Consider the following 12865-nt stretch of genomic DNA (forward strand, 5'->3'; position numbering starts at 1 on the left):
CTTTAAAAGGACGCATTGGTGCAGGATAAGGTCATAGTCAATTGCAAGGTCTAAATAGGAAAATAAAGTGAAACTTTAATCAGTGCGGCTCGCTCAGAATCACAGGACGCCCGCACCCCCGATAGAGAGGCGCTTTTTGCCTCGTCCGAGGGGGTGCGGGCGACCGGAGATTCTAGCCGCTAGAGCTGGACATTGCTCCCGCCGAATTTTGAGGTGGGAGTATTACTGCCCTAAAGTAGCGGGATAAAAAAAGAGAGCTGCCCATAAGTCGGTTTTAACGACTTATAAGACATCTCCCAATCATTACAATTCGAGTTCTCCCCTACGAAAAAGCCCAATATCCGCTTACAAACGCCCTTTAACCCCTAGCTTTTGTATTGTATTATTAACAGGATTACGGACTACTCTCTTTTCACATAATCAGTGTTATCGGTATACGAATAAGAATCTTCTATCGAAGATCTTTATTTAATAATAGTTTGTTGTTGATCCATTACTTCTTTTATCTTACTTTGATACTGTAAAGTAGCTGACCCGAATAAGACGCCTGCGATTAAAAACCAAGGTTCGAAAAGTAACAAATCTATTAAGATCATATAATCGCCATCTAATGTTTCCCATACTGAGAAATCAAAAAATTTTAAAGGAATAATACCAGCTAGAAAAAGTCCTTTTGTAATATATCCGTAGACAGCATGCACGATTGGCAATATGCAAGCAAACCAACCCATTGCAAGCATCAAATATCTTGAGATCTTTTGTCCCCAAGGATGAACCAGTAATAGTGCAAATATTGATGCTACTAACAACACTACAGATGCTCCCCAGTTTACTGCTGCCCACTTCGCCTCATCTCTCCAAAGCCCAGGCATTAATGTCGTTCCTCCCAATGCCCAATAAATGTGGATCGGAATATACAATATTAACCAAATACACGCAGCATAACCAGCCCATTTCATTTGATTAAACTTCAATTTTTCCACCCCACTATCATTATATGCAGTTGCTATCAAGGCAACCAAGACCGGTTTGTAAGAGAATATCGCAATGAATACTCTATACATTTTTAGTTTACATAAAGTCAAATTATCAGCAGTAACCAAATCCTAGAAAGCCATTCATACCACGAGTTTGTCAACCTTCCGTTGTATGCAAGATTTCATACATCCCTGTCATAACAGCATTTGGCAGTTCAACCCGTTCTCGTAGCCTGTATGAAATCCTGCATATCCTTAGCGTATAAAATCCACGTTTTGTTGGTGTGATCTCAAAAAGAAGCGCGAAACGCACTTCTTTTCTTTGTAATCACTACACATCATATTACTAATATGATTACAGACAAGCCCTCTAAGAAACTACAACTTGAATCAAAAGAAAGGTATCTCCCCCAAACAGAGACATACCCCTCACCATTTTATAAAAAACACTTTTATATTCTTTTAGTGAACGCTATCTATTCCCTTTCCGAGACCAAATCACAACAGGAATAAGTAACAAGGCCAAGGCTCCTCCAGCTAATGATAATGCTGCATAACTTGAATTTGCTACTACCATGCCAGACATCGCTCCACCGGAAGCGCCAGCTAATGCAATTAAAACGTCGATTTTCCCTTGTGTTTTTGCGCGTGTTAAAGGTTCTGTTGCATCAACAATTTGAGCAGTACCGCTTATTAAACCAAGGTTCCATCCTAACCCAAGTAAAACTAAAGCAACGACTAAGAGAATTAAAGAGTCACTTGGTGCGACAGCAGCTATCACTCCCGCGCTAAGTAATACTACCCCAGAAGCGATACTCATTGTCATCCTACCAACCTTATCAACTAAAATTCCTGTAACAAGTGATGGCAAATACATTGCCCCTACATGGAAACCAATAACAAGGCCCACTTCATGCAAGCCATGGCCATGGTGCTTCATATGTACAGGAGTCATTGTCATAATTGCGACCATTACGATTTGCGTAAGTATCATAACGACCGCACCAACTATAACGCCTCTTTTATTTTCTATCGACGTCTTAATCATTGAATTTTCTTTCTTTATTTGCTTCTGTTTATATGTTTCTATTACACTCGCTACTATTAATGGGTCTGGGCGAAGCATAATAAAAAGTACGAGCCCTGCTAGTAAAAATGCAGCTGCTGATAATAAGAACGGCCCCGCAAGTTTCGGAATCCCAATGGAAAGAGCGATATTTCCCATTATCCCGACCAGGTTCGGTCCAGCGACCGCTCCAAAAGTTGTCATAACCATTGTCGTACTAATGGCTGTTGCCCGCTGCTTCTTATTCGCCAAGTCCGTACCAGCATAACGAGCTTGTAAATTTGTGGCTGTTCCTGCCCCATAAATGAGTAAGGAAGCTAGTAGAAGGATAATACTATTTGTTAGAGTTGCCATTACGACACCAATAGCACCAACTCCTCCTGCCATAAACCCAGACGCAAGCCCAATCCGGCGCCCATAACGTTGTGAGAGCCTCCCTACTATGAAAGCCGCTCCTGCTGATCCCATTGTAAACATCGCTGTTGGCAGTCCCGCGAATGCATCTGTTCCAAGCATTTGCTGTGCAAGCAGTGCCCCGACTGTAATTCCAGCGGCTAAGCCTGCACCTCCAAACATTTGTGAAATGCTTACAATGATTAATGTTCGTTTATACAGCTTTTGTTGTTCTTCTGCTGTATACATATGCCCCCTTATTAGGCCATTTGCTTCATTAAGCAATTCCTCACCTTCTTTATGAAAAATTCTTCCCTTGTTAAATGTACTATGGTTAACATTTCATATTCAACAACATTTTCATCCATTCTTTTAGTCCTAAAAAAGAACAACAAAAAACTGTCCTAAATATTTTGATTTAGGACAGTTTTTTGTTAGGTACAAATATATTCATTTTATAAAACTAGTTTTTTCCTTGAAAAATAGGTTTTCCAATTAACGTAGCGACAGGACGTATTTTAAATACAACATACTGTGTAAATAGCGCTACCAATACTCCATGTACAATTCCTGCAATTACATCAAATGGATAATGTACTCCGACCCACACTCTCGAGAAAGCTACACCTAGTGCTAAGAAAAACCAAGTATACTTAAAACGATATGCAGATAGCAATAATGTAGCTGCAATCACGACTGCTGATGTTGCATGATCACTTGGAAAAGAAGAGTTAGCAGCGTGATCTACGAGTTGTGTGATGTTGTGTGAAACGAAAGGTCGATCTCTATAAAGAAATTGTTCAATGATTCTATTCATCGAATACGCTAAAGTAAATGCGACCATCGCTTGAAAAGCCATTACACGAAAATTAGGTTTATTCCTTATCCATAATAGAGCAAGCAATAGCACGAAAGCATATTGTACATATTCTGCAAGTAGTATCATTACATTGTCAATCAGTGGATATTGTTGCACTTTACTGTTTATAAAATGGAACCATTCATAATCTAAATTCTGAAAACTCATTACATAATCTCCTTTAATTCTTTAACCTATGCTATATGTAACCAAAAAGCATAATCTACTTCATTTTAAAAGAATGATTCGTAATGTACTATCTTCTTTCATGACATAAACATTACATTTTTGTAAGGTTCCTATTTAAAGTTTACATTCAACTACTTAACTCGTTCTATATATTGTTCAATTTAAGAACTACATCTATTTTCTTTACAGAAAGTCAATAAGGAGTTTTCATCAATCTATTTTAGTAAAACATGTATGACTCATAAACGCTGAATCAATACCGTTACGTTAATAATTACTGGTAAGATAAAATATGACCATTTTAATTTACTTGCAAGAATTTAGACATAAAAAAGAGACTATCTATACTAGCCTCCTAACATTAAGCCTATTCATTGAACATCGGCATCATCAAAACGAATGAACGCAACCTGTTCTTTATCATCCAGCCAAAACTCATATTTATCCTTCTCGTATTTCGAATCACAAATACATGCATAGTTCCATTTTAATTCGTACATGCTAACAAAATAAAAAATCAGCAATAGTGAATTGGAGAATGATTCATGAAAAGAAAAATATTATTCTTACTTACTTTCCTCTGTTTTGCAGTTCCACTTCAAACAAGCGCTGTAACTTTTACAGAACTTCCTGTTATATCAAAATCTAATCAGTGGTATATTGAAGTTGATAAAACGAAAGATTCTACAGCACGGCAATCAAAAAAAGGTATGTTTCATACATACAGCTTACTTGTTAAAAATATCGGTAAAGATGTAAGTAACGTATCTATTGAAGTACGCGACAACAACCCAAATTCAGAAGCCGTTTTTAGTCCTTTCAATAAGTCCGACATACGTGTAGCATATAGTCAAACTCGGCTTCCAAAAATGCAATTCCCATTATCTGAGGACACAAACTCATTTGACATCGTCATTAGCTGGGACGAGGACCAATTTAGTTATAACGGTCACCCTGAAAGCACAGCAAAACAGCATACACAAATTTTTTTCTTTCACGAACAGTAAGCTCTGCCGTTTAGCAGAACTTACTTTTTTCACTATTAATCAAACTGACGAATACTTGGAACAAGGAGCGCGATTACTACTACCGCAATAGCTGCAATGGCTAAAATCGTAATCGTCACAGTACCACCAATTATATTTGCCAACCAGCCAACAACGATATACCCTAGCGGTAATAATGCAAAAGACCCTAACATATCAAGACTTGCTACTCTTCCGAACGCTTCTTCTGGTACAAGTTCTTGTAAGCTCGTTTCCCAAATTAAACCGAAAATCATGATTCCAAACCCTTCTAACGCCATTAACGCTACTAACCCTGGCGCCCACGAAACAAAAGACATTAGAAATAGTGACATTCCGCTAATGAGGACACCTCCATAGGCAAGCAATCCCCTTTTCTTCCACTTCTGTTTCCCTCCAAAAATAAGAGCTGCCACAACAGCCCCCACTCCAGAACATGCCATTCCAATCCCATAGACAAACGGTTCAAACTGATGATGTATATGAAATAGCCAAGGGATTAATACAACGATAATTCCTGCGTGACAAATATTAATAAATGAAAATGCTAAAATTGTAATCCAAAGCCACGGATGGCTTTTTAAGACAACAATACCTTCTGTAAAATCTTTTTTGAAATTCATTTTTTGATTTGTTTGTTCCTGTACCTTTTTAGCTGTTACATCTTTTAAAAACAATAGACAGATAAAAGATAGGAAATAAGTCAATGCATCTAAACCAAATCCAATTCCCGCTGATGCAACCGAAACAATAAGACCACCAAGGGCTGGACCTATTAAGCGAACGCCTTGATTACTCATTTGTGTTAATGCGTTAGCCGCATTACGAATTTCCGGTACAAAGACCCTCGCTCGCACTGCTGCATATGCAGGTTGAAATATCCCCTCCATTAGTCCATATATCGCTACTAGCACATATAAAATCGTGGTTGTTAAAGTATTTGTAAACATAAGTACCGCAAGTGTGATCATTAATATGCACCGAACAATATCGGTAAACAACATTAACTTCACTCGATTTATACGATCAACAATTAGCCCAGAAAACGGTAAAACGAGAATATTCGGTAGCATATACATAGCCATCGTCGTTCCCATAACAACTGTGGATCCAGTTAATGTATATACAACTACCGGAAGGATTACCATCGTAATAGAACTTCCTAGAACGGAAAGAAGCTGTCCAATCCATAAAAAAGTAAAATGGCGTGATTTTGTAACAGGTAACAATAAATTACTTACATAACTCCCCTTATTTTCTGTCTGCACCTCTCCTTGCATATGTATCACCTTCCCCTAAATACCTTCCTTCTTTTTCCTTTTATTATAACATTAAATTTTTCCTCTTTTCTAACAATTAAATTATATATATATATATATCAAAAAGTTATTTCAATGACATCTCTCTTCCATTCTCTCAATCTCATAATCAATCTCTAAAAACCTCACGCCAAAGATCCACATTTGATGATGTGCTGTTAAAATCTCATCATTTTTTTCTTTTATCGTAAATGTCTCAGCTAACGGTAATCGAAGTGTAAAGAAACGAGTATGTAAGTAAATCCCTTCATCTCCTTTTGTACTTTCTCTTAACCTGCTAGTAATGATAAGGTCGTTGTTATCATTACGTAATTTTAAAATACCTGTCATATTCGAATAAGGTAATGGCAATGCAATATTCATATATGTTTCTCCGCTATATGTATGCTGCGAGTAAAGGGCTATAAAAATCGTTTCATCCTGTTCATTTTTTCTAACCCATCCCCTCACATCTTCTCTACCATCGCACTCATCATTTATCGCAATGATATCCCCATGCATAGATTCCCATCTATTCCCCATTCCTAAATGAATTTGTTGCATACGTCTACTCATTTTTTCATAGAGAAAGGCAAAAGGGCGAAAGCAGCGGGACCACTTAATATTCGCTTTTAATTGATAATGTTTCGTATGCTTATAAAAATCTATAATAAGTGGAGATACTTTTCTTTCATCAAACTGCACGCTATGAAAATCACTCATTTGATTTACAAGGCCTGTATATACATTCTCCTCTATAAAATCTGTTCCTTCTACTTTCATTTTCCCTTTCATACGACTCATCGGTTTTCCATAATGAATATAAGCTGGCGTATTCCTTTCAAGCATCCAAGCAATAAAGGCAGGCAACGCTACCCCAATCCCATTCACAACACCGTGAATCCAAACCATTTGTGCAATGGTGATTGTCATAACTTGTTTCAAGTTTCCATATGAGTATACGAGTGAAAACAGAATCGTTATCATAAGTGTACTTGATGAAATGATAAGAAGGATTTTTGTACTTATCGAAGTGAATTTTGTTTTCCATACATAAATACCATAAGCATAAAGGGAAATGAGATAAATGAATACCGCAAAGAACTCGAATGTCCTCGAATAAGTAATACCAATTGCTACTGTCATCGGAGAAATTATAATAACAAACATAACCATCTCAAATCGTTTACTTTTCTTTTGTTGCTTTCTCCCGAGTAATCCTATAGATAAGGGAAGTAAAAATGCAGAATAATGAAAGTGAGCTGCTGTAAGCAAAACGATATCAGAACTAAACTGCATAATTGATAGATTTGCTACAGAGGCAAAAAACCAAAAACCACCTAAAAACAAATAAATAAACCCACTATCAATTGCCGTCTCTTCTAGTGGCTTCCAACCTCTTTCTAACAATCTATTTACACCGAACAATGCAATCATGCCTGTATACATAAACCATATAACTGCAAAGAAAAAATAACCCGTTGCAAAAGCCAACATTGCACTGATTGCAGCAACTGGATAAAGTAACGATACAGTTTTATAAAATAAAACCTGAGATCCATCTCTTTTCTCCTTATCAATAATACAAAGTGACATTGGTATGAATAGAAGAATAGATAGCAATATAATTGATTCAACGGGATTTAGTACGGGCCATTCCAATATAAGAAAAATCATATAACAAATAAGTCCAACAACTATATTTTTCATCGATTTTAATCCCCTTCTATAAACGTTCCCTTATAAGAGAAAAGCGGCCCAAACAATGGATTTCGTACTTGAACATGAATTTTGTAACGATTTAACACATCATCATAGCTCTCTGTAATTTTCGCCTCTCCATATAAAAATTTTGGTAGTGGTATTTTCTTCCTAAATACGTAAAACCATTGTTTTTTTGATGAGATATGCATTGCTCCTTCTTTATCCACATAAAATGCAAGTGTTGATACAAGCAAATGCGGTTCACCAAAGTAATCAATAATTTCATTCTGCTTCGTATCCAAGTACATAACAGCATTGAAGTAACGTTTTTTGTTGCCAAACAGAAACATCCTATTCCACCTTACAAAGATAGTTCCTTTCGCATCCTTTTCAGCAGTATTATGTATCGTAAACGGTACCTCTTTTCCTCTTTCTGAAAAAAACATGTGAAATTTCGATGCAACTCGTAAAAATATTTTAACAAGAAACGATCCTTCATCAATTTCATCCATTTTCCCTTCACCTATAAAAGGATTGTTTTCCGTAATTGCATAACGTTTTTGTAATTTTGGATGTAGCTGCTGATAAGATTCTCCTAATAATCGTTCATAGATGTTAGTCACGCATTTACCCCTTCCTTTTTCTCTTACAATTTTTCGCTCTTGGTAAATCATCACTGTTCATATAACCAATAACTGATAATCCAATTAATATAAAATTTAAGGTAATAGGGTTAAATGGTTGGATAAAACTCAAGATATTTGTGAATCCTGCTGCAATGGTTAAACCAATTAAAATAATAATGTGTAGCAGCAATAACTTCTGTTTTTGAAATGGCAACAACCATATGATCCCGAATCCTATCTCTAAAAACCCAATTATTTCAAGAGCAAAAATGCTATTTTCGTTCGAACCAATAAGTACAGAAAGCATCCGTACCTCTTCTGGATGATTAAATAATACTTTTGGCACAAGCCCTTGATACACCCATACAAAAGAAAATATAAAACAAATAAACCAATACGTAATCGATTTCCTTATTAGCAAGCTGGGATGAAACCCTTTTTCTAACCATAATTTTAAAGCATCAAAGCTCCATGCTGTCGCCCACCCTAATAGTGGCCGAAATATATATGAATCTATAATTCTCCCTACACCGCCAAACCTCGTATCATAATCATACTGCGTTTCAAAGCAAATATTTTTCCCATTCGGTGTATACTTCCAATAGCCCCTTCCTATTTTTATCAATGAAAGTTTACTGCCTGTCCAAAATTTTAGCGAAGATATCCTTTCTCCTGTTTCCTTTTGTAATTCCCCTACCACTTCTCCTTCACCAGCTATTTCGAGTCCAAAACCAATTTTTGTTTTGTATAAAAAACGTTGTGGTTCATCTTCTTTTCTCTCTAAATATGATATTTCAGTAAACCGCGCATCCCACTCTGCATGTAACATTGGATCTTGCGTATACTTCCATAGTTCCTCCATTGATGTTTCTATTTCTGTTTGAACATAAATCGGTTTCTGTCTCTTCATCCTCTCTCCCTCCAATCCCTCTATATACTAATTTATATGTAAAATATGATTTCATCTATATTTTTCAAATAATTCTTTCATTTTATAAATAGATTTAATTTTCAAAATTTTTATAAAGCACTTGATTTCCTATAATATTTTAATTATTATAAAACAAATGTTACCAAATAACTTCATAAACCAAACACTCTCGCCCAAAACGTGAGATAGAGGTTGCAACGCTTATAAGTATTCTAAAGGAGACACAGAGATGTCGATGAGTTTAGAAAAAAGGAATCGTTGCCGAAATTGATAAATTTCTCTGCATTTATCAATTGGGGCTGTTTTCGAATAGAAACAGAACTGTCATATATACAGACGTGTATGTATGAAGAGCTATCTACAAAAAAGAGATATCATGCTTTATTATGATATTCCTTTTTTGGCGGTTTTTTTATTAGCTCCTTTTTCTGTTTCCTTTTTCCTGTAACAGCACCATCCTCACCTATTTGAGATGGTGTTTTTTGTTTTTCTTTCCGGTAACTACAGGAATATTTAGGGACTTATACATCTCTCTTATATGTTTTTTACGCCTTTCCTGATTAATGAATAAAAATGGACGAAAGAAGGAATTTGTAATGGAAACGATTGTTCAAAAATTCGGTGGTACTTCTGTCGGAAGTATTCAGCGCATTCAACATGTAGCAAATTTAATTATTGAAGAATATGAACGAGGAAACGGCGTTGTTACAGTTGTTTCTGCAATGGGCAAAAGCACAGATGAGCTTGTTGCACTTGCTACGGCTATTACTGAAAATCCAAGTAAACGCGAAATGGACATGCTCCTAACAACTGGCGAACAAGTAACAATTTCCTTATTAACAATGGCATTGCAAGCAAAAGGATATCATGCTATTTCACTAACAGGCTGGCAAGCTGGTATTACAACTGAATCTGTACACGGAAGCGCAAGGATCACTAATATTAACACAGAACGTATTCAATCTTATTTACAAGAAGGAACAATTGTAATCGTTGCTGGCTTCCAAGGATTAAGTGGAGAGAACGAAATTACTACACTTGGCCGCGGTGGTTCTGATACAACTGCTGTCGCATTAGCAGCTGCGCTTAAAGCGAAAAAATGTGATATTTATACAGACGTCACAGGCGTTTACACAACTGATCCACGCGTTGTAAAAGACGCATATAAATTAGATGAAATTTCTTATGATGAAATGTTAGAACTCGCAAATCTTGGAGCTGGTGTACTGCATCCACGTGCTGTTGAATTTGCAAAAAATCATAACGTCGTTTTAGAAGTTCGTTCAAGTATGGAACAAGAAAACGGAACAATTGTAAGGGGAGAATGTAACATGGAACAACAATCAATCGTAAAAGGTATTGCATTTGAAGATAACATCACACGTGTAACAATGAAAGGATTAGAACAAGGATCGCTTTCAACTGTTTTCTCTACATTAGCTAACGCTCATATTAATGTTGATATTATTATTCAAAGCATTACCAATGAAGGTACTGTACACTTATCCTTCTCTATTCATTCGAGTGATTTAAGAGAAACATTAGAAGTATTAGAACAAAATCAAGAAACGCTACATTATGAATCGGTAGAATATGAAAATCACCTAGCTAAAGTGTCTATTGTAGGGTCTGGCATGGTATCTAATCCAGGTGTTGCGGCTAGCATGTTCTCTACACTAAAAGAAGAAAATATTCATATTAAAATGGTAAGTACTTCTGAAATTAAAGTATCTGTTGTCATCGATCGCCTTCATTTAGTAGATGGCGTAGAAGCACTTCACCAATCATTTATGGCAAAAATTGAACCATTGGTACAAATGAATTAATTTGATTATGAAAATAACAACAAGGAATCTCTCTTTGTTGTTATTTTTTTATCTAACAAAATGGTATTATGTTACACTATTACATGTGAAATATTTTCCAAATATCTTTCTAACAGGTTCGAAAAACGTGTAAAGGTGGATTCCATAATGAGAACAGAAAAACTCCTTTTAGTAGATGATGAACAAGGCATATTAGATATGTTAGTACTTACGCTAAAAAAAGAAAACTTCACGCATATAACAACAGCTATCAATGGAGCTGAAACGTTACACCTTATTAAGAGTCGCCCATTCGATATTATCTTACTCGATGTGATGCTACCTGATATTGATGGATTTGAACTATGCAGACAGATTCGAAACTATACAAATACCCCTATTTTATTTGTAACAGCGCGTTCTAGCGATTTAGATAAATTAACAGGACTAGGAATTGGTGGAGATGATTACATAACAAAACCGTTTAATCCTTTAGAAGTCGCTGCCCGAATTAACGTCCAATTACGTAGACAACATATGATACAAGAACAGCGCAATGAAGAAAAATTAAACCTACATTTCGAAGCCTTTTCTCTATATCCTAGCGAAGGATTGCTAACAGTAAACGATAAATCTGTACATTGCACCGCTAAGGAACTAGAATTACTTACTTTCTTATGTACACACCCAAACCGAATTTTTACTGCTGAACAATTGTACGAACAAGTATGGGGACTGACCTCTATAGGTGATGATAAAACAGTCGTCATGCATATTTCTAAATTGCGTAGAAAAATAGAAGAAAACCCTAAATCTCCTACATACATTGTCAATTTGAGAGGAATTGGCTATAAATTTATCCCGCATACGAAGGAGCAACAAAAATGAAAATTGGTTTTAGGTTAGGCTTTCATTTTATTCGTAGTTTATGTATTGGTACTTTTTTTATGGGGATTTTTATGGTGATCTTTATGGAAGGCATACTACCTCTTATGGGAATAGGCAAAGATAACAAGGATACAGAAGCTCTTATCGTTTTTTCCCTCTTTATATGTACTCTTCTTATCGGTGCCATTATGTATGGCTGGCATATTAGTAGGCCTCTATTCCGAATGATTTCTTGGATTAACCAACTAGCAGAAGGGTCTTACGTGACACCAGAAAGCACGAAACAAATGTACAAGAAAAAAACAGGGAAATTAAAAGGGCCTTACCGCCTATATAAAGACGTCTTTCTAAATATAGAGCACTTAACAAATAGATTAAGAGAAATAGAAAATGAACGTGAACAACTTGAGAAAATGAAACATGAATGGATAGCAGGAATCTCTCATGATCTTAAAACACCACTTACCTATATTACAGGATACAGCGCGCTTATGTTATCACCAGATCATACTTGGAGTCACGGAGAAAAAGAAAAGTTTTTGCAAGAAATTCAGCAAAAGGGAGATCACATGAAAGAATTAATTGAAGACTTAAACCTTTCCTTTCGTCTTCAAGATTCACAAATTCCATTAAGAAAAGAAGAAATAAACATCGTTGAATTTACAAGAAGGCTGATAGCTGATATAACAAACGATCCACGCTCTCAGCATTATCATTTTAGTTTTGAATCAAATAATACAAACATAATAATTCCAATTGATACAAAATTATTCCACCGTTCTTTACAAAACTTGTTTATGAACGCTATTTTACACAATCCTCCGGAAACAAAGATCCATACCTCTATTCTATTACAAGAAAATATACGTATTATAATAGAAGATACTGGCGCTGGCATGGATGAAGCAACTGTTCAAAATTTATTTAAGCAATACTACCGCGGGACAACTACAAATGTTTCAAGCGAAGGAACAGGTCTCGGAATGGCAATTGCTCATAAAATTATAACAGCACATAATGGGACAATTCATGTTACGAGTGAAATCGGTAAAGGCACAAAAATTCATATTATACTCCCAAATCACTAGGCTTATTGTGAAATAA

At 35.9% G+C, this 12865-nt stretch carries 11 protein-coding genes and 1 riboswitch; of the genes, 4 read left to right on the forward strand and 7 right to left on the reverse strand.

Going from position 1 to position 12865, the window contains the following annotated elements:
* Positions 1-464: 464 nt before the first annotated feature.
* The 3 genes from AC1M36_RS13225 to AC1M36_RS13235 form a co-directional block, all read right to left on the reverse strand.
* Positions 465-974: a DUF3995 domain-containing protein gene (locus AC1M36_RS13225; RefSeq protein ID WP_336451942.1), complete on the reverse strand. Its 510-nt coding sequence runs from the start codon at positions 972-974 to the stop codon at positions 465-467.
* 475 nt (positions 975-1449) lie between these two features.
* Entirely contained in the window at positions 1450-2685 is a 1236-nt protein-coding gene (locus AC1M36_RS13230; protein ID WP_479845948.1) for an MFS transporter, read from the reverse strand.
* Positions 2686-2899: 214 nt separating this feature from the next.
* On the reverse strand, positions 2900-3463 hold the full coding sequence (locus AC1M36_RS13235) for an undecaprenyl-diphosphatase (protein ID WP_336451940.1): 564 nt from the start codon (positions 3461-3463) through the stop codon (positions 2900-2902).
* A 566-nt stretch (positions 3464-4029) separates the two neighbouring features.
* On the opposite strand from AC1M36_RS13235, the gene AC1M36_RS13240 reads away from it, so the two are divergent.
* Positions 4030-4491: a hypothetical protein gene (locus AC1M36_RS13240; protein WP_431612896.1), complete on the forward strand. Its 462-nt coding sequence runs from the start codon at positions 4030-4032 to the stop codon at positions 4489-4491.
* 35 nt (positions 4492-4526) lie between these two features.
* On the opposite strand, the gene AC1M36_RS13245 is transcribed toward AC1M36_RS13240, so the two are convergent.
* From AC1M36_RS13245 to AC1M36_RS13260, 4 genes are all read right to left on the reverse strand, one after another.
* Positions 4527-5789: an MFS transporter gene (locus tag AC1M36_RS13245; RefSeq protein ID WP_431612895.1), complete on the reverse strand. Its 1263-nt coding sequence runs from the start codon at positions 5787-5789 to the stop codon at positions 4527-4529.
* 111 nt (positions 5790-5900) lie between these two features.
* The gene (locus tag AC1M36_RS13250; protein WP_336451937.1) at positions 5901-7517 is read right to left on the reverse strand and encodes a YndJ family protein; all 1617 of its coding nucleotides are present in this window, start codon (positions 7515-7517) and stop codon (positions 5901-5903) included.
* A gap of 5 nt (positions 7518-7522) precedes the next feature.
* Positions 7523-8134, reverse strand: coding sequence for a DUF4166 domain-containing protein (locus AC1M36_RS13255; protein ID WP_336451936.1), 612 nt, complete (start codon positions 8132-8134; stop codon positions 7523-7525).
* Positions 8135-8138: 4 nt separating this feature from the next.
* A complete protein-coding gene (locus tag AC1M36_RS13260) occupies positions 8139-9047 on the reverse strand; it encodes a DoxX-like family protein (RefSeq protein ID WP_336451935.1) in 909 nt (302 codons plus the stop codon).
* 199 nt (positions 9048-9246) lie between these two features.
* Positions 9247-9433, forward strand: a riboswitch (Lysine riboswitch).
* Between the two features lie 231 nt (positions 9434-9664).
* On the opposite strand from AC1M36_RS13260, the gene AC1M36_RS13265 reads away from it, so the two are divergent.
* From AC1M36_RS13265 to AC1M36_RS13275, 3 genes are all read left to right on the forward strand, one after another.
* A complete protein-coding gene (locus AC1M36_RS13265) occupies positions 9665-10894 on the forward strand; it encodes an aspartate kinase (protein WP_336451934.1) in 1230 nt (409 codons plus the stop codon).
* Between the two features lie 147 nt (positions 10895-11041).
* The gene (locus tag AC1M36_RS13270) at positions 11042-11761 is read left to right on the forward strand and encodes a response regulator transcription factor (protein ID WP_336451933.1); all 720 of its coding nucleotides are present in this window, start codon (positions 11042-11044) and stop codon (positions 11759-11761) included.
* On the forward strand, positions 11758-12849 hold the full coding sequence (locus tag AC1M36_RS13275; RefSeq protein WP_336451932.1) for a sensor histidine kinase: 1092 nt from the start codon (positions 11758-11760) through the stop codon (positions 12847-12849). Before AC1M36_RS13270 ends, AC1M36_RS13275 begins: the two co-directional genes overlap by 4 nt.
* Positions 12850-12865: the final 16 nt, after the last annotated feature.

This window comes from Bacillus sp. Medicinal_06, assembly GCF_056711665.1.

Coding starts and splice junctions, on each gene's coding strand:
- AC1M36_RS13240 (WP_431612896.1), top strand. CDS start 4,030: ATGAAAAGAAAAATATTATTCTTACTTACTTTCCTCTGTTTTGCAGTT.
- AC1M36_RS13275 (WP_336451932.1), top strand. CDS start 11,758: ATGAAAATTGGTTTTAGGTTAGGCTTTCATTTTATTCGTAGTTTATGT.
- AC1M36_RS13270 (WP_336451933.1), top strand. CDS start 11,042: ATGAGAACAGAAAAACTCCTTTTAGTAGATGATGAACAAGGCATATTA.
- AC1M36_RS13235 (WP_336451940.1), bottom strand. CDS start 3,463: ATGAGTTTTCAGAATTTAGATTATGAATGGTTCCATTTTATAAACAGT.
- AC1M36_RS13265 (WP_336451934.1), top strand. CDS start 9,665: ATGGAAACGATTGTTCAAAAATTCGGTGGTACTTCTGTCGGAAGTATT.
- AC1M36_RS13245 (WP_431612895.1), bottom strand. CDS start 5,789: ATGCAAGGAGAGGTGCAGACAGAAAATAAGGGGAGTTATGTAAGTAAT.
- AC1M36_RS13230 (WP_479845948.1), bottom strand. CDS start 2,685: ATGTATACAGCAGAAGAACAACAAAAGCTGTATAAACGAACATTAATC.
- AC1M36_RS13250 (WP_336451937.1), bottom strand. CDS start 7,517: ATGAAAAATATAGTTGTTGGACTTATTTGTTATATGATTTTTCTTATA.
- AC1M36_RS13260 (WP_336451935.1), bottom strand. CDS start 9,047: ATGAAGAGACAGAAACCGATTTATGTTCAAACAGAAATAGAAACATCA.